Annotated in this window: 12 protein-coding genes; 8 read left to right on the top strand and 4 right to left on the bottom strand. The window is 71.8% G+C overall.

Annotated features, from left to right (window positions below; translation table 11 throughout):
* Position 1 precedes the first annotated feature (1 nt).
* The gene (locus B1205_RS15295) at positions 2–1,663 is read left to right on the top strand and encodes an ABC-F family ATP-binding cassette domain-containing protein (RefSeq protein WP_089156230.1); all 1,662 of its coding nucleotides are present in this window, start codon (positions 2–4) and stop codon (positions 1,661–1,663) included.
* Between the two features lie 84 nt (positions 1,664–1,747).
* Positions 1,748–3,298: an MFS transporter gene (locus B1205_RS15290; protein ID WP_089156229.1), complete on the top strand. Its 1,551-nt coding sequence runs from the start codon at positions 1,748–1,750 to the stop codon at positions 3,296–3,298.
* A 64-nt stretch (positions 3,299–3,362) separates the two neighbouring features.
* On the opposite strand, the gene B1205_RS15285 is transcribed toward B1205_RS15290, so the two are convergent.
* The 3 genes from B1205_RS15285 to B1205_RS15275 are packed head-to-tail and all read right to left on the bottom strand — an operon-like array spanning position 3,363 to position 6,522.
* Positions 3,363–3,545 (bottom strand): tautomerase family protein, encoded by a 183-nt coding sequence (locus tag B1205_RS15285; RefSeq protein ID WP_089156228.1) that lies wholly within the window; start codon positions 3,543–3,545, stop codon positions 3,363–3,365.
* A gap of 42 nt (positions 3,546–3,587) precedes the next feature.
* Entirely contained in the window at positions 3,588–4,850 is a 1,263-nt protein-coding gene (locus B1205_RS15280) for a DegT/DnrJ/EryC1/StrS family aminotransferase (protein ID WP_089156227.1), read from the bottom strand.
* Positions 4,851–4,863: 13 nt separating this feature from the next.
* Complete coding sequence (locus B1205_RS15275) at positions 4,864–6,522, bottom strand: (2,3-dihydroxybenzoyl)adenylate synthase (protein ID WP_089156226.1); 1,659 nt, start codon at positions 6,520–6,522, stop codon at positions 4,864–4,866.
* Positions 6,523–7,104: 582 nt separating this feature from the next.
* Between B1205_RS15275 and B1205_RS15270 the strand changes: the two genes are divergently transcribed.
* The 6 genes from B1205_RS15270 (at position 7,105) to B1205_RS15245 (ending at position 15,948) form a co-directional block, all read left to right on the top strand.
* Positions 7,105–7,830 carry a hypothetical protein gene (locus tag B1205_RS15270; RefSeq protein WP_089156225.1) on the top strand — a complete coding sequence of 242 codons (726 nt, stop codon included), beginning with the start codon at positions 7,105–7,107 and terminating at the stop codon, positions 7,828–7,830.
* A gap of 271 nt (positions 7,831–8,101) precedes the next feature.
* Complete coding sequence (locus tag B1205_RS15265) at positions 8,102–9,172, top strand: cysteine synthase family protein (protein WP_089156224.1); 1,071 nt, start codon at positions 8,102–8,104, stop codon at positions 9,170–9,172.
* Positions 9,169–10,623, top strand: coding sequence for an argininosuccinate lyase (gene argH, locus B1205_RS15260; RefSeq protein WP_089156223.1), 1,455 nt, complete (start codon positions 9,169–9,171; stop codon positions 10,621–10,623). The genes B1205_RS15265 and argH overlap by 4 nt, the downstream gene beginning before the upstream one ends.
* The gene (locus B1205_RS15255) at positions 10,620–11,858 is read left to right on the top strand and encodes an ATP-grasp domain-containing protein (protein WP_089156222.1); all 1,239 of its coding nucleotides are present in this window, start codon (positions 10,620–10,622) and stop codon (positions 11,856–11,858) included. Before argH ends, B1205_RS15255 begins: the two co-directional genes overlap by 4 nt.
* Positions 11,855–15,049: a non-ribosomal peptide synthetase gene (locus B1205_RS15250; RefSeq protein ID WP_089156221.1), complete on the top strand. Its 3,195-nt coding sequence runs from the start codon at positions 11,855–11,857 to the stop codon at positions 15,047–15,049. Before B1205_RS15255 ends, B1205_RS15250 begins: the two co-directional genes overlap by 4 nt.
* On the top strand, positions 15,046–15,948 hold the full coding sequence (locus tag B1205_RS15245; protein ID WP_254909969.1) for a GHMP family kinase ATP-binding protein: 903 nt from the start codon (positions 15,046–15,048) through the stop codon (positions 15,946–15,948). Before B1205_RS15250 ends, B1205_RS15245 begins: the two co-directional genes overlap by 4 nt.
* A 22-nt stretch (positions 15,949–15,970) precedes the next feature.
* Here the strand turns inward: B1205_RS15245 and B1205_RS15240 are convergent, their stop codons facing one another.
* The gene (locus tag B1205_RS15240; RefSeq protein WP_089156220.1) at positions 15,971–16,885 is read right to left on the bottom strand and encodes a TauD/TfdA family dioxygenase; all 915 of its coding nucleotides are present in this window, start codon (positions 16,883–16,885) and stop codon (positions 15,971–15,973) included.
* Positions 16,886–17,022 lie beyond the last annotated feature (137 nt).

Here is a 17,022-nt window from a genome sequence, read left to right as displayed (position 1 = left end):
CATGTCAGATCAGCTCACACTCCGCGGCGTCAGCAAGTCCTTCGCCCACCGTCGCGTGTTCGACGCCGTCTCCCTCACCATCGCGCCCGGCGAGCGGGTCGGCATCGTGGGGGAGAACGGCTCCGGCAAGTCCACGCTCCTGCGGTTGATCGCGGGCCGGGACCATCCGGACGACGGGGAGGTCATCGTGATGGCGGACGGCGGGGTGGGGCACCTGGGACAGGTGGTCGACCTGCCGGACGACGCGACCGTCGGCGACGCGATCGACGCCGCGCTCGGCGAGATCCGCGATCTGGAACGGCGGATCGCCGTCGCCGAGCGCGAACTCGGGTCCGCCTCGACCGAGCGGATGGCCGACTACAGCGAACTGCGCACGGCCTTCGAGCTGCGCGACGGATATCGTGCCGACGCCAAGGTCGAGGCGGCCATGTCCAAACTCGGCATCGGCGAACTCGACCGGGACCGTCGGCTCGGCACGCTCTCCGGTGGTCAGCTCGCCCGGCTCGCGCTGGCCGGGGTGCTCTCCGCCGAACCGGAACTGCTGCTGCTCGACGAGCCGACGAACGACCTCGACCAGCAGGCGGTGTCCTGGTTGGAGCACCGGTTGCGCGGTCACCACGGCACGGTCGTGGTCGTCACCCACGACCGGCTGCTGCTGGAGCGGGTCGCCACCGCGATCATCGAGGTCGACGGCGATCAGCGGACGGTGCACCGGTACGGCAACGGCTACGCCAGCTATCTCGCCGAGAAGCGTGCCGCCCGGCAGCGCTGGGAGCAGGCGTACGCGGAGTGGGTCGGCGAGATCGAACACTGGACGGAGTGGGGCGAGACCACCGCCTACCAGGTGGCGCCCGGCCGGGCGATCAAGGACCACAACAAGTGCAAGTACAACGGCGACGGCCGGCGGGTGCAGTTTTCCATCGCCACCCGGGTCCGGAGCGCGGCCGAGCGGCTCGAACGGCTGCGGGCCGAGCCGGTGCCCGAGCCGCCCGAACCGTTGCACCTGCACGCGCCCCTGGACGCCGACGACCGCGACGGGCCGGTGCTGGAACTGCACGACGTACGGGTCGACGGGCGGCTCGACGTCGACGAACTGGTGCTGTACGCCGGCCAGCGACTGCTGGTGTCGGGCCCCAACGGGGCGGGGAAGTCGACCCTGCTCGAGGTGGCATCGGGTCGACTGCACCCGGACCGGGGCACGATCGACCGGCACGGTCGGATCGGATACCTGCCCCAGGACGTGCCGTCGCCCCGTGCGGACGTCAGTCTCCTGGTCGCCTTCGGCCAGGGGCGGGTGGGCACCATGGAGGAGCACGGGGAACGCCTGCGGGCACTCGGGCTGTTCCGACCGGCCGACTTCCGTACCCCGGTCGGTGCGTTGTCGGTGGGGCAACGGCGTCGGCTCGCGCTGGCCCGCCTGCTGGACCACGACGCCGATCTCCTGCTGCTCGACGAGCCGACGAACCATCTGTCCCTGGCGCTGGTCGAGGAGTTCGAGGCCGCCCTCGAGGTCTACACCGGAGCGATCGTCGTGGTCTCGCACGACCGGATGCTGCGTGAGCGGTGGCGGGGCGGCGAGCTCGCCCTGGAGGCCGGGCGGGTCGTGCGCCTCGACGCCGACGAACGGGTCGACGTCGACGCCGGGACACCGGTCCGGCATTGACCGGCTCCCGCTGCACACGCTGACCACACCGTCTGCCGAAGTGGACTTCGGCGCTGAAGAAAATCATCTTGGTAAGGGGATCTCATGCAAGCCGCACAAGCCGCCGCTGCGAAACTCACCCGGGATCCGCGGCGCTGGGTGATCCTCGGGGTCATCTGTCTCGCGCAATTCGTGGTGCTGCTCGACAACACGGTGCTCAACGTCGCCATTCCGTCGATCAACGAGGAACTGGGTGCGACGATCGCCGACACCCAGTGGATGATCAACGCGTACGCCCTGCTCCAGTCCGGGCTGTTGCTCACCGCCGGGAGCCTCAGCGACCGCTACGGTCGCAAGCGGGCGCTGGTCGTCGGCCTGCTGCTCTTCGGTCTCGGGTCGCTCGTCGCGGCCTACAGCCAGTCCGCCCCCCAGCTCATCGCCGCTCGCGCGGGCATGGGCATCGGTGGGGCCCTGCTGATGACCACCACGTTGGCCGTGATCATGCAGATCTTCGACGACGAGGAGCGACCCCGGGCCATCGGGATCTGGGCGGCGGTCAGCTCGATCGGGTTCGCCGCGGGACCGGTGATCGGCGGGGTGTTCCTGGCGCACTTCTGGTGGGGCTCGATCTTCCTGATCAACGTGCCGATCGCGTTGCTCAGCGTCGTGACGGTCGTGCTGCTCGTGCCGGAGTCCAAGTCCCCGATGGGTAAGCGACCGGACCTGGTCGGCGCGGTGCTCTCCACGATCGGCATGGTCGGGATCGTCTACGCGATCATCTCCATCCCCGAGCACGGCTGGACCTCGAACCGGGTGCTGGTCCCGGGCCTGGTGGGCGCCGTCGCCCTGACGGCGTTCGTCCGCTGGGAGGCCCGGAACCCCTTCCCCATGCTCGACATGGGACTGTTCCGTAACCAGCGGTTCACCGGAGCCATCACCGGTGGCCTGCTGGTCGCGTTCGGCATGGCGGGATCGCTGTTCCTGCTGACCCAGCACCTCCAGTTCGTCCTGGGGTACAGCCCGCTCGCCGCCGGCCTGCGGACCGCGCCGCTCGCCCTGACCATCGTGGCGCTCAACCTCTGGGGAGCCGGGGCGAAACTGCTGCCCAAGGTGGGTACCTCCGGGACCATCGCGCTCGGGATGATCCTGCTCGCGGCCGGCCTGTGCGGCGTGGCGCTGCTGGGCAGACCGGAGTACGGCTACGGGGGCATGCTCGCCGGCCTGCTGGTGATGGGCTGTGGCATCGCGCTGGCCATTCCGGCGATGGCGAACGCCATCATGAGCGCCATCCCGCCGGAGAAGGCCGGGGCCGGGGCGGGCGTCCAGAGCACGGTCACCGAGTTCGGTGGCGGGCTCGGCGTGGCGGTCCTCGGGGCGGCGCTCAACGCCCGGTTCGTCGCGCTCCTGCCGGCGGTGGTCGGGGTCGGCGCGGTCGGATCCCTCCAGGAGGCCCTGTCCGAGACCCTGTCGCCGCAGGCGCGGACGCAGGTGCTGGACGCCTTCGCCGACAGCGTCAGGTTGAGCCAGCTGATCGGGGCCGCCGCCGTCCTCGTCGGGGGTCTGCTCGCCGCTCTGTTGCTGCAGCGTGCGGAGCGGGCCGAGGCGACCCCGGCGGGTACGCCGTCGACCACCGTCGAGTCACCGACGAGCGCGTGACGGCGCCTGGCCGGGTGGGCCGCGATCGGCCCACCCGGCCAGGCAGTTTCGGCCCGGGCCCGCGTCAGCCCTGCTCACCGCCGACACCCCAGCGGCTGCGGGGCACCCCGGTCAGGGTCACCCAGGTCTGGGCACGGATCGACTCGCCGAAGACGCCCACGACCGCGGCGGTGAGGCGCTCGACGAGCTCGCGCTCGGTCTTCTCGTCCAGGCGGTTCTCATAGATCTTGACATCGATGTACGGCATCGCGTGGCGTCCTTCCGTCGGTGGTCGAGCGAGATGGCCGGTTCAGGGTGCGACCAGCCGGCCGCGTCCGTCGGCGGACGCACCGTACGCCTGTTCCAGCGCGTCGGTGACCGCGGTGACGAGGTAGTCCACCTGATCGTCGGTGAGCCCGGGGTGACAGGGCAGGTTCACGTGCTCCTCGAACCAGATCCGCTCGGCCACCGGGCACTCACCCGGCCGGTGCCCCCGTAACCGCCACTCGGGGACCAGATGCAGCGGGAAGTAGCGCAGTTGCACCTCGACGCCCAGCCGGTCCAGCGATCGGACGAAGCGTTCCCGGATGGCCGCCCCGGCGGTGATGAAGACGGTGTACAGGTGGTAGGCGTGCCGGCTCTGCTCGGGGGTGCGCTGGAGACGGACGCCGGGGAAGGCGGACATGGCCTGATCCAGCCGTTGGGCGATCCACCGGCGGCGCTCGGTGAAGCCGTTGAGGGCCTCCAACTGGACCAGACCGACGGCGGCGGCCGGTTCCGACATGGTGGCGTTGGTGCCCGCCCCGCGGATGTCGGCGACGGCGTGGCGATAGACGTCGGCGGAGAACTTCATCCAGGGCAGCAGCGGCGGTTCGGCCCCCACGCCGGGACCGGTCGGCACGTACACGGCGTCCACCTCGTTGCCACGCAGCCGGTCGACGCGATCCGCCCAGTCGGAGCGGTTCAGGGTGATCATGCCGCCCTCGCCGAGGGTCGTGATGTTCTTCGTCGAGTGGAAGCTGAAGCAGCCGATGTCGCCCAGGGCGCCCGGACTGACGCCGTGGTAGTGACTGCCGAGCGCGTGGGCGCAGTCCTCGATCACCACGATGCCGTTGCGGCGGGCGTGCTCCATGATCCTGCCCATCTCCGCCGGGCAGCCACCGTAGTGCACCAGGATGATGGCCCGGGTCCGCTCGGTGATCAGGGACTCCAGCACGTCCGGATCCATGTTCAAGGTGTTCATGTCGACGTCGCAGAAGCGCACCGTGACGTCGTGGTTCAGCAGCGGCTGTATCGTCGCCTGGAAGGTCTGCGGGGTGGCGATAACTTCGTCGCCGGGGCCCAGGTCGAGCAGGCGCACCGCCAGTTCCAGCGCCACGGTGCCGCTGGTCACGGTGAGGGCGTGGCGGGCACCGATGAGTTCCTTGAAGCGGTGCTCGAAACGTTCCCGCCACAGCCCTGCCGACAGCGGCTCCCCGGAGTTCACGACGCTGGCGAGCGCCGCGAGGTCCGCCTCACCGACGACACTGCCGCGTCGCTGGAAGGGCACGCGGTAGCCGTGTGCGATGTTCATTACGGCCTCCGTCTCAGCTCACGTCCGCCGTCAAGGTCCTGACGGCGCCGGCGGCCCGGGCCGCGGCCCGGGCGGCGAGTGCCTTCTTGTCCACCTTGTTCAGACCCGTCAGCGGGAACGAGTCGACCGCCTCGACCCGGTCGGGCAGTTTGTGGTCGGCCAGGCCGCGTTGCCGCAGCAGTCGGCGCAGCGCGGGAAGGGTGGGCGCCGCCGTCGGGTCGGTCGGGATGATGAACGCGTAGGTGACCTCACCCAGCAGCCGGTCCGGCATCGGCACCACCGCGGCCTGCTGCACCCCCGGGTGGGTGCAGAGATGACTCTCCACCTCGGTCGCCGAGATCTTGTCACCACCCCGGATGATCACGTCCTTGCTCCGCCCCGCCACGATGATCTCGCCGGTCTCGGTGAGTCGCACCAGATCACCGGTGCGGTAGAAGCCGTCCTCGGTGAAGGCCGTGGCGTTGTGCTCGGGCGCCCGGTAGTAGCCCCGCAGCGTGTACGGGCCACGGGTCAGCAACTCGCCGATCGTGCCCACCGGCACCTGCCGGTCGTCGACGTCCACCACCCGGATCTCGTCGGCCGGCGAGACCGGCCGGCCCTGGGTGGTCAGCACGATCTCCTCGGGGTCGTCGTAGCGGGTGAAGGTCAGCAGTCCCTCGGCCATCCCGAACACCTGTTGCAGGCGTACCCCGAGGGCCGGCTCGATCCGCGCGGCGACCTCGTCGTGGAGCTTGGCGCTGCCCACCTGCACCACCCGTAGGCTCGACAGGTCGTGGTCGGCGCGCTTCACGGCGTCCAGCCAGAGGTGCACGATGGTCGGGATCACCGAGGTGAGGGTGACCCGGTGCGCCTGGATCAGCGGAAAGCAGACCTCGGGGGAGGGATTGCCGGCGAGCACCACCCGGCCGCCGGTCCGCAGCACCCCGATGATGCCGGGGCAGCCCCAGGGAAAGTTGAACTCGACCGGAAGCACCGCCAGGTAGACGGTGTCCTGGTCGAGCTCGCAGATCTCGCCGGTGATCCGGATCTGGTAGGCGTAGTCGTCGTGGGTGCGTGGGATGAGCTTCGGCAGCGCCGTCGTGCCACCGGAGAGGAGGAAGAAGGCCACGTCGGAGGCGTCCGGATCGGGCAGGTCGACCGGGTCGCGGGCGATGTCGGCCAGCGCGGTGAAGGAGTCGGCCGCGGCGCCGGGGTCGCCCACCACGAACACCTGGGCGAGCTGGGGCAGCTCCGCCTGGATCTCGCGGGCCAGTACCCGGTGGTCGAACCCGTTGAACTCGTCCGGGATGACGTAGGCCTCCGCGCCGGAGAGTGTGACCAGGTGCCGGATCTCGTTGCCGCGGTAGGAGGGCAGCGCGAAGACCGGTATCGCGCCGAGGCGGAACAGCGCGAAGCACACGGCGACGAATTCGCAGATGTTGGGCAGTTGCACCAGGATCCGGCTTCGGGGTGCGATGCCCCGGTCGGCGAAACCGGCCGCCAGGCGATCACACCAGAGGTCGAGTTCCTGATAGGTCACCTGTGTGCCGTCGTCGGCGACGAGCGCGACCCGGTCCCGGTGGTCGGCGGCCCATTCCCGCAGCAGGCTGCCGAGCGTTTCGCCCCGCCAGTATCCCGCGTTGCGGTAGTGCTCGGCCAGCTGTGGAGGCCATGGGACGCATCCGTCCAGCATCGCGTCTCCTTCCATCGACTCGAAGGTCCCGGAACCCCGAGCGCGGGGGAGACGGGATGGCCCTCAGCCTGGGCGAGCCGGTTGACACGGGGCTGACCCGGGCCTGACCATGGCCGAGGAGCAGCCTTGTCGGCGAGGTGTTCACAATCGATCAACGTCCATGCAATGATTTGGCCGGCGGGTGGGTTCGGGTTTGCCGGGGAACAGGTCCCCGAAACGTGCCGGACGCCGATGTCCGTTGCTATGTAATGACGATGGTGAAACTAGCGAACCTTGACTCGGTTTTTGTGTCTGGTTAGAATGATCCGCATTCGGTGCGTGTTGCCGGGCGTCATTGACACGGGGTTCCCTTTGGCAGTTGTCGGATCTCGATCGGCCCTTCGGGCGTCGAGCGAGATCCTTCACGCATTCTCGCGTGCGCTGCCGTCAACGGTCGCGACCGGTCTGCCAAGTGTGACCTTCTCGCCGTGATCCAGCCTAGCTTGAGGGGAAGCTTTGACGAGAACTGTCGATGAGACCCAGGTAGCCGGAGGCGATACCCCGGCGGTCGCGCCGGCCACCTCCGACAACGACATCGAAGGCATGCTGCTGCAGGCCCGGGCCCTCGTCGAGGACGTGATGGGCAGGCACCGCAGTCTGCGCGACGAACAGTCGGTGGCGCTCGTGGAGTCCGCGGGCCACCGCGTCGCCGACGCCGCTCGTGACCTGGCAGCCGGTGCCCGCGACTTCATCGGTGTAGTGCTTCCCGGCCACGGCGCCACCGACTTCATGCCCGCGCCGCACATTCTCACCCGTGCCGCCGTGGCCGGGGTCGAGGTCAAGATCCTCGCTGCGGCGGACGTCCTGGACGACCCGGACGCCCTCGCCCGGCTCGACGATGTCGTCCGCCGGTGCGAGGTTCGGCTGGTCCCGGTCGCGTTGGAGGAGGCGTTGCTGGTCGACGACGTCTCCGCGCTGATCCGCCATCAGCACGGCGACGAGGGTGGGGCATGCCTCGTCCGTGCTCCCGCCCTGCTGGGCAGTCTGCGGTGCCTCTTCCGCGCGTCGTGGCAGGGGGGCGCCGCCCTGGCCGGTCATCCTCGGGCCGACGGTCGCTCCCACACCGCGCTCGGGCGTCGCGTCCTGCGCGCACTCGGTTCCGGGGTCACCGACGAGGCGGCGGCGCGTACCCTGGGCATGTCGGTGCGGACCTACCGACGCAACGTGGCGGACATCGCGCACGAACTCGGCGCCCGCTCCCGTTTCCAGATCGGACTGCGCGCGGCCGAGTTGGGCCTGTTGCGGCAATCCGACATCATTGCGGACTGACCTGCGAAAGCGTCGACCAGGCGGTGACTAGTGGACAATTCGACCGATCGCAAGGTGTTCATCCCCGCCCCGATGGCAGGTAGTTGCCCGAGCATTGCCGCCCCCTGACGGGGTGCAGTAGAAATGCTTTCGCCCGATCTGCCGCTCACGGCTCGAGCCACCCGGAATGGCGCACGTCGCAACGCCCGGGCGGTCGGCCCCGACGGTCGTCCGATCCAGCCTGGGTGACATTCACCAGTACCGCGTCCGTCCATTTTCGGGGGATGACGACATGACGGTCAGCACCACCTTCGACGAGATCACCGAGGCGCAGATGATGCCGCGGCTGGTCCGGCTGGGCGCGAATCTCTACGGCGCCGTCTTCACCCTGATGAAGCTGCTGCCGGCCCGCTACATCCTGCGTCGCGCCCTGGCCCGGGGCGAGTTGGAGCCCGGCACCGTGATCGTCGAAACCACGTCGGGCACGTTCGGACTCGGGCTCGCCATGCAGGCCGCCCTGCTCGGCCGGAAGCTGATCCTGGTGGGTGATCCCGCCGTCGACGTGCACCTGCGTCGGCGCCTCAACGACCTCGGCGCCACCGTGGAGATCTGCCGTGACCCCGCCCGCGTCGGTGGATACCAACGCACGCGACTCGACCGCCTGGCCCGCATCCGCGCCGAGCACCCCCGCACCTTCTGCCCCGAGCAGTACCGCAACCCCGACAATCCGCGCTCGTACGCCGTGGTCGCCGAACAGTTGGTGCACGGCCTGGGCCAGGTCGACTGCGTGATCGGCCCGGTCGGCTCGGGCGGATCGATGTGCGGCACGGTCCGGGCGCTGCGTACGGCCACCCCCCACACCCGCGCCGTGGGAGTCGACACCCAGCACAGCGTGCTCTTCGGGCAGCCGGACGGTCACCGCCCACTGCGCGGGCTGGGCAACAGCCTCTGGCCCGAGAACCTCGACCACACCGTCTTCGACGACGTGCACTGGTGCACCGCCGGCCAGGCGTACGCCGCGACGCGCCGCCTGCACAGCCGGCACGTCATCTACGCGGGGCCGACCAGCGGCGCGGCCTATCTGGTCGCCGAGTGGCACGCCCGCGCCCACCCCGACGAGCTCTGCGTGGTCCTGCTGCCGGACGAGGGCTACCGCTACCAGTCGACGGTGTACGACGACGAGTGGTTGGCCGCCCGGGGCTACCGGCTCGACGACCACCCGCCGGCACCGGTCGAGCGCACGTCCGTCGAGCCTCCCGCGGACGCCTGGATCCGGCTGCGCTGGAACCGCCGGTCCTACGAGGACGTGCCCGGCACCGTGCCGCGCGCCGGGTCGCCGGTGCGTCTCGGAGCCACCGCGTGACCGGCGCCGGACGGCTGACCTCGACCGTCGGGCCGCGCACGCGGCGCATCCTCTACGGAGACCCGGGCCCCGCCCAGATCCGCGCCGAACTCGGCCCGATCAGCACCGTCGACCTGGCCCACGTGGTCATGCTCGCCGAGCAGGACCTGCTGCCCGGTCCCGTGGCGGCCCGGCTGCTGGAGCGCATCGTCCGGATGCGTGCGGACGGGTTCGCCGACCTCTGCGAGGTCGCCGCGCCGCGCGGGCTCTACCTCGCCTACGAGCAGGAACTGGTCCGGCAGCTCGGCGCCGACGTCGGCGGGCGGCTCCACACCGGCCGGTCGCGAAACGACCTGAAGGCCACCACGACCGCCCTTCGGCTGCGGTCGGACGTCAACGCGCTCGCCGCCGAACTGCTTCGGCTCCAGGCGGTGCTGCTCAACCGGGCCCGCCGACACCACGACACGGTGATGCCGGTCTACACCCACTTCCAGCCCGCCATGCCGGTGACGTACGCCTACCACCTGGTCGGTACCGCGCTCGCCGTCGGCCGCGACGTCCTGGGCCTGCGTCAGGCGGTGGCGGGGCTCGACCGGTGTCCGCTCGGGGCGGGCGCGGTCGCCGGCACCGACCTGCCCATCGACCCGGCCCGCACCGCGGCGCTGCTCGGTTTCGCCGCCGGGCCGGTGCACGCGACCGATGCGGTGGCCAGCCGGGACGGCGTGCTCCGCGTGCTCGCCGCCGCCGCCACCGCGGCGGTGACCCTGAGCCGGCTCGGCACCGACATGCAGCTCTGGAGCACCCAGGAGTTCGGGTTCCTGACCTTCCCCGACCGGCTGGTGGGCGGCAGTTCGGCGATGCCGCAGAAGCGCAACGCGTTCCTCCTCGAACATGTGAAGGCCGCGGCCGGTCCGGCGATCGGCGCCTGGACCGCCGCCGCGGCCACCATGAAGTCCACCCCGTTCACCAACACCATCGAGGTCGGCACCGAGGCGGTCGGCGGCGCGGGGGAGACACTGCGCCGGGTGGGCGACGCCGCGCGGCTCACGCAGGCGCTCGTCAGCGGGGCCCGGCCGGTCGTCGAGCGGATGCGGCAGCGCGCGGACGAGGGGTTCGTCACCGCCACCTCGTTGGCCAACCGGCTGGTGCGCGACGGCGTGCCGTTCCGGACCGCGCACGACCTGGTCGGCGCGGCGGTCCGGACGGCGATGGAGGCCGGCGGGACGACCCTGCCGCCGGTCGGCGACGGTGACGGCGGCACGGCGCGGACGCCGCCACCGATGGCCGACCTGATCGCCCGGACGGACCGCGGGGGCGGCCCCGGCGCGGTCGGTGCCGCCTTCGACGTCGCGCTGACCGACCTCGCCGACCACGCCGCCTGGTTCCGGGCCCGCCATGCCGCCGAGCAGGCGGCCGATCGGGAGTTGCGGGACGCGGTCCGCCATGTCGTCGCCGGCGGAGCCTCCTCGTGACCGGCGCCTGGCTCGCGTTGGTCGAGAGCAACACCACCGGCACCGGACGCCAGTTCGCCGCGGCGGCCCGCGCCCGCCACCTCCGGCCCGTCCTGCTCACCCGCGACCCTGGCCGCTATCCGTACGTCGCCGAGGACGGCCTGGACGTCCGGACGCTGGACACCGACGACCTCGACCAGGTCGTCAGCGCCTGCGCGGAGCTGGCGGCCGGAGGCCGACTCGCCGGCATCACCTCCAGCTCCGAGTACTACATCGCCACCGCGGCCCGGGTCGCCGTCGGCCTGGGCCTGCCCGCCCCTGATCCGGAGGCGGTCGCCCGGTGCCGCGACAAGGGCCGGCAGCGGCGGGCACTCGCCGACGCGGGCGTGCCGGTTCCCGGCTTCCGCACCGTCGAGTCCGTGGCCGGTGCCGTGGCCGCCGCCGAGGAACTGGGGCCGCCGGTGGTGCTCAAGCCCGCCACGGGTTCCGGGTCGGTCGGCGTGCGGCTCTGCGTCGACGTCGTCGAGGCCGCCCGGTGGGCCGCGCTGCTGCTGGGCCGGCGGCCCCGGCTCGACCTCCCGATCCTGGTCGAGCAGGCGGTCCGGGGACCGGAGTTCTCCGTCGAGACGTTCGACGGCGAGACGCGGGCGGTGGTCGCCAAACGGCTGGGCCTCGAACCGTGGTTCGTCGAGGTCGGGCACGACGTTCCGGCGCAGGTGCCGGACGCGACCCGCGAGGAGTTGAGCCGAGTCGCGCGGCGTGCGCTGCACGCCCTCGGCCTGGGATGGGGCGCCGCGCACACCGAGCTGCGTCTGGCCGCGGCCGGGCCGGTGGTGATCGAGGTGAATCCCCGGCTCGCCGGCGGCATGATCCCCGCCGCCGTCCGCGCGGCGATCGGGCTCGACCTGGTCGACGCCGTCGTGGCCCGGGCCACCGGGGGCGCGCTGCCGGCGCCGGCGCCGGCCGCCGGGCACGCCGCGATCCGGTTCCAGATGCTCACGCGGGAAGGGCTCGTCACGGCGGTACGGGGTGGGTTGCGGGCAGCGGCGAGCCCCGGCGTCGTGGCGGCGACCGCGCTGACCGCGCCCGGAATGGTGGTGACCAGGACCAATTCCTTCCGGGACCGGCTCGCCTGCGTGGTCGCCCAGGGGCACGACGCGGTCTCCGCCCAGCGCCACGCCGACCGGGCCGCTCCGCTCTTCACCATCGACATCCAGGCACACGAGGACGTGCACGAAGGGAAACGGGGACGATGACGAACACCGGCGAACAGGTGACGGCAACGGCCGCGCCGCGGTGGACGGCGGCGGGCGACACGGCGACGGGCCGGGGTTCGGTGGGCGTACGGCTGCCCGACGACCTCCTCGACGCCCTCCGTGCGGCGGGACCCGAGATGCCCGCCCTGCTGTCGGCCGCGTACGCCCGGGTGCTCGCCACGGTCGCGGCCGAACGGGAGATCTGCTACGGGTACGTCGCGCCGGGCGGGACGGACGTCTCCGCCCACCGGCTGGAGGTGGGCAACGGTAGTTGGGCCGAGCTGGTCACGGCCGGTCGCGGTGAGCCGGTGACGGCGCTCTGCCAGGTGGTGCTCGATCTGTCCGCGCTCGACGGCGCCGCGGCCGCCCCGCCCGGCCCGGACCTGCTGCGGGTCGCCTACCGGGGTGGCGACGGGCTGCGCCTGGAGGTGTGGCACGACCGGGCCGTGCTGAACGACGAGTACGCGCGGCGCTTCGCCGGCTACCAGGTCGCGGCGCTGCGGGCCCTGACCGCCGATCCCACGGCGGCTCACCACCGGTGCGGCCTGCTTTCCGACGCCGAGATCAGGACCCAGCTCTACCGGCTCGCGGGTCCGCGCGTCGACCTGCCGCGGACCACCTTCCACGAGCTCGTCGAGGAGCGGGTACGGCTGCACCCGGAGCGGGTCGCGGCCACGTCCGGCCGCGCCGCCCTGTCGTACGGTGAACTCAACGCGCGTGCCAACCGGATCGCGCACGCCCTGCTGGCCGCGGGCCTGACCCCCGAGTCGCCCGTGGCCGTGGTGCTCGACCGCACCCTGGACTGGCTCGCGGCCGCGCTGGGGGTGTTCAAGGCGGGCGGGGTCTATCTGCCCGTGCGCCCGGACTTTCCCGCCGACCGGGTCGCCACCCAGATGCGCCGCAGCCAGTGCCGGTACGTGCTCGCCGAGCCGGGCAGCCTGGGCCTCGCTCGCGCGGCCACCGAGGCGTCCGGGGGCGACGCGCGGATCCTGCTCGTCCCGGAGATCGTCTCCGGCCCGGGGGACACCGCCGACCCGCGCGTGCCGGTGACGCCGGAACAGGCCGCCTACATCTACTTCACCTCGGGCTCCACCGGCACGCCCAAGGGTGCCCTCTGCGAGCACTCGGGCATGCTCAACCACCTGCTCATGAAGATCGACGACATGGGCCTCGCCGCCGGGGAGGACGAGGTCGTCACCCAGACCGCGTCGCAGTGCTTCGACATCTCGCTGTGGCAGTTCGCCGCCGTCCTGATGGTCGGCGGGAGGGTCCGCATCGTCGACACGGACACCCAGTTGAGCGTCACCGGATTCGTCGACGAGCTGGTGGAGCACGGCGTCACGGTGGCCCAGGTCGTCCCCTCGTACCTGGAGGTGCTGCTGACCCACCTGGAGCGGCAGCCGTGCCCGCTGGGTCGGCTGCGGGTCCTGTCGGTCACCGGGGAGGCGCTGAAGCTCGACCTGGTGCGGCGTTGGTTCGCCGTGTGTCCGCAGGTCACGTTGGTCAACGCCTACGGCGCCACCGAGGTCTCGGACGACACGATGCACGAGATCCTGTCGGGCCCGCCGCCGCGGGACTTCGTGACCGTCGGCGACTCGCGGCGCAACGTCAACACCTACGTCCTCGACGAGAACCTGGCGCTCGTCCCGCTCGGTTCGCCCGGCGAGATCGCGTTCTCCGGGGTCTGCGTCGGCCGGGGTTACATCAACGACGAGGAGCGGACCCGGCAGGCGTTCGTCGCCGACCCGTACCGGTCCGGTACCCGGATGTACCGCACCGGCGACTTCGGTCGCTGGCTCCCCGAGGGCAGGATCGAGTTTCTGGGCCGGCGGGACGAACAGGTGAAGATCCGGGGTTTCCGCATCGAGATCGGGGAGATCGAGAACAAGCTGCTCCGGTTCCACGGGGTGCGGGAGTCCGCCGTCGTGATCGACGACGACGCACGGGGCATCCGCAACCTGGCCGCCTTCTACACCGGCGCGGGCGTGGCACCGGAGCACCTGCGTGACTTCCTCGCCGGTCTGCTGCCGCCCTACATGGTGCCGACCTACTTCCACGAGCTGGACCAGCTCCCGCTGACCGAGAACGGCAAGGTCGACAAGAACGTGCTCAAGCGCCTGGCCGGCACCCTCGGCCACGGCGGCGCACCCTACGTCGCACCCGCCACGCCGACCGAGCGACGGCTGGCGACGCTGTGGGCAGAGGTGCTCGGCGTGCCGTTGGAGCGGCTCGGCCGCGACGCCGACTTCTTCGAGCTCGGCGGCACCTCGCTGGCCGCCGTCCGCATGTTGATCAGCATGAACGGCGGATTGTCGCTCGCGCAACTCGTCGGCAACCCGCGGCTCGGGGCGCTCGCCGCCGTGCTCGACGGGAGCGAGCACGGCGCCCGCGCGTCGGCCGATCTCGTCCAGCCGCTGTCGAACGTGCAGAACGCCAACCACGCCTTGGTCTGCTTCCCGTACGCCGGCGGAAACGCGGTCAACTTCCGGGCTCTCGCGCACGAGCTGCGCCACGACGGCGTCGCGGTCTACGGGGTGGAGCTGCCCGGGCACGACCTGGCGACCGCGGGGGAGCCGATGGGTGACGTCCGACAGGTGGCCGCGCGGGTGGCCGCCGAGATCCGCCAGCGCCTCACGGTGCCGGTGCTGCTCTGGGGGCACTGCGCCGGTGCCGCCGCGGCCCTGGAGACCGCACGCCTGCTGCGCGACGCGGGGGCGCCGGTCGAGCGGGTGTTCGTCGGCGCCCTGCTGCTGGCCACGGCGGACGAGCTGCGCCGGGAGATGGCCGAGGTACGGGATGCCGACAACGCGACGTTGTTGGCGCGGCTGCGGGCCGAGAGCGCGTACGTCGAGCTGGACGGGCTGCAACCGGAACGACTCGACATCGTGGGAGCGTCGTACCGGCACGACGTGGTGACCGCGAACCGCTACCAGTTGGACATGCTGGCGCAGCCGCGGCGGCACCGCGTCGACGTGCCGCTGCACGTCGTCGTCGCCACCGACGACCCGGGCACCCGCGGCTACGACCACCGGTACGCCGACTGGCGGCTGGTCGCCGACCGGGTCGAGCTGCACGAGGTCGCCGACGGCGGCCACTACTTCGTGGGGTCCAGGCCGGGGGTCACCGCCGCGTTGGTGCGGGCGTGGTGCGTCGAACCGCTGCGCTCGGCCTCCTCGGGGGGAACGCGGTGACCACCGCGGGTACGCTGCCCCATCCGCGGATCGGCGCGGTCGGGGTCAGTTCGTCGTTCGGGACCTTCGGCGAGCTGTTGCAGGGGGTGTTGCCCGAGGAGGACGGCGACTTCCTGGTCACCCTGCCGGTGGCCCGCTGGACGATGGCCAGGTTCCAGGAGACGCCGGGCACCCGCGCGCTCACCGTCCGGCCCGCGCACAAGACCAAGGCCCGGCGCCTCGTCGAGATGATCGTCGCCGACCTGCCGGAGCCGGTGGGTGGCCTGCTGACACTCGACAGCACACTCCCGGAGGGAAAGGGTCTCGCCAGCTCGTCGGCCGATCTCGTGGCGACCGCGCGGGCGGTGGGCAACGCGCTCGGCATGGCCATGCCGCCGACCCGGATCGAGGCCTATCTGGCGCGCATCGAGCCGACCGACGGCGTGCTGTATCCGGGCATCGTCGCGTTCCACCACCGCAGCGTGCGGTTGCGGGCCCGGCTGGGCTCCCTGCCGTCGATGGCCGTGGTCAGCATCGACGAGGGGGGAACGGTGGACACCGTACGCTTCAACCGCGTCCCGAAGCCCTTCACCGGTGCCGACAAGCGTGAGTACACCCGCCTGCTGGCCGGACTCGCGGACGCGGTGGCCGCGGGCGACCTTCCGGAGGTCGGCCGGATCGCCACCCGCAGCGCGGAGCTGAACCAGGTGCTGCGGCGCAAGCGCGAGTTGTCCAGCATGATCGAGATCTGCGGCGCGGTCGGTGGTCTCGGCGTCGTGGTCGGGCACAGCGGCACCACTCTCGGCATCCTGCTGGACCTCGCCGACCCGTCCTGCACCGGTCGGCTCGCCGCGGCGGCCCGGGCCTGCGGGCAACTGGCCGGCAACGTGACCGTCTTCCACACCCTCAGCTTCCGGTGAGCGCCCCCACGCGGACGACGCCTCAGGTGCCGACGACCCGCACGGGCGCGAGCAGGCCCACCACGACCTCCCGGGCGCCCCGGTACGTCTCGCGGCTGTGCGCGGTCAGGATGTTGTCGAGCACGAGGACGTCGCCGCGCTGCCAGGGCTCCCGTACGGTGTGCTTCTCGTAGACGTCGTTGATCTGGTCGACGGTCGCCCGGTCCAGCGGCGCCCCGTCACCGTCGGTGGTGGTGAACGGCAGCCCGTCCGGCCCGAACTGGCCGATCAGGAACTCCCGCACCTCGGGAGCCATCGTCCACTCGCTGAGGAACGCGATCTGGTTGAACCAGCACCGTTCGCCGGTCACCGGGTGACGGACCACGGACGGGCGCCGCTGCTCGGTCCGCAACGTGCCGTCGGCGTCCCACCGGGCGGCGATGCCGTGGGCCCGGCAGTAGTCGTCCACGGCCGCGCGGTCGTCGGTGCCGAAGGCGTCCTGCCAGCGGACACCCACCAACGCGCCGTAGGTGCGCCGCAGCCGCCAACCGGACCGCTCGAAGCGTCGCCGCACCTCGGCCGGAAGGTCGGCGAGCACGGCCCGGGTGTCGGCCACCGCGGTGACTCCGCCGGACGCTGGCGGGGTGAGGCACACGAACGCCAGCCGCCCGGGGACCACGTCCCGGTAGCTGAGTTCGTTGTGCATGCACATCGGCTCGTCCGGTGGCCACTCACTGGAGGAGTAGAGGCCGGCGCCGTGCTCCGCCCGGGGGGCGAAGCCCTCCCGTTCGACCATCGGCTCGTCGCCGAGCGCCCGGACCACCGCCGCCGCGTCATCCCGGTCGTCGACGTCCAGGCCGCGGATCAGCACCCGACCGTCGGTGACGAGGCGGTGGTGGATCTCGGCCCGGTGCTCGGCCAGCCAGTGGGGCCCACCGTCGGCTCGCATCAGGGACATGGCACCCACCTTCCGCCCGGTTGAGACGTGGGATCCCGCACCCGACTCTACTTTTCTCCCGGGTCCGCCGGCCGTGCCGGCGATGGCCGCTTCCGGTCGGTCCCGCACACCGGGCCCGACCGATCTGACCCTTTCGG

The sequence above is a fragment of the Micromonospora sp. NBS 11-29 genome, assembly GCF_002140155.1.
Lineage (GTDB): Bacteria > Actinomycetota > Actinomycetes > Mycobacteriales > Micromonosporaceae > Micromonospora.
The sequence above is the reverse complement of the archived record's forward strand: the minus strand, read 5'-3'. Positions and strand labels throughout refer to the sequence as shown.

Excerpts from the sequence above, each read along its gene's own strand:
- B1205_RS15295 (WP_089156230.1), top strand. The coding sequence starts at position 2 with ATGTCAGATCAGCTCACACTCCGCGGCGTCAGCAAGTCCTTCGCCCAC.
- B1205_RS15290 (WP_089156229.1), top strand. The coding sequence starts at position 1,748 with ATGCAAGCCGCACAAGCCGCCGCTGCGAAACTCACCCGGGATCCGCGG.
- B1205_RS15285 (WP_089156228.1), bottom strand. The coding sequence starts at position 3,545 with ATGCCGTACATCGATGTCAAGATCTATGAGAACCGCCTGGACGAGAAG.
- B1205_RS15280 (WP_089156227.1), bottom strand. The coding sequence starts at position 4,850 with ATGAACATCGCACACGGCTACCGCGTGCCCTTCCAGCGACGCGGCAGT.
- B1205_RS15275 (WP_089156226.1), bottom strand. The coding sequence starts at position 6,522 with ATGCTGGACGGATGCGTCCCATGGCCTCCACAGCTGGCCGAGCACTAC.
- B1205_RS15270 (WP_089156225.1), top strand. The coding sequence starts at position 7,105 with ATGCTGCTGCAGGCCCGGGCCCTCGTCGAGGACGTGATGGGCAGGCAC.
- B1205_RS15265 (WP_089156224.1), top strand. The coding sequence starts at position 8,102 with ATGACGGTCAGCACCACCTTCGACGAGATCACCGAGGCGCAGATGATG.
- B1205_RS15250 (WP_089156221.1), top strand. The coding sequence starts at position 11,855 with ATGACGAACACCGGCGAACAGGTGACGGCAACGGCCGCGCCGCGGTGG.
- B1205_RS15240 (WP_089156220.1), bottom strand. The coding sequence starts at position 16,885 with ATGTCCCTGATGCGAGCCGACGGTGGGCCCCACTGGCTGGCCGAGCAC.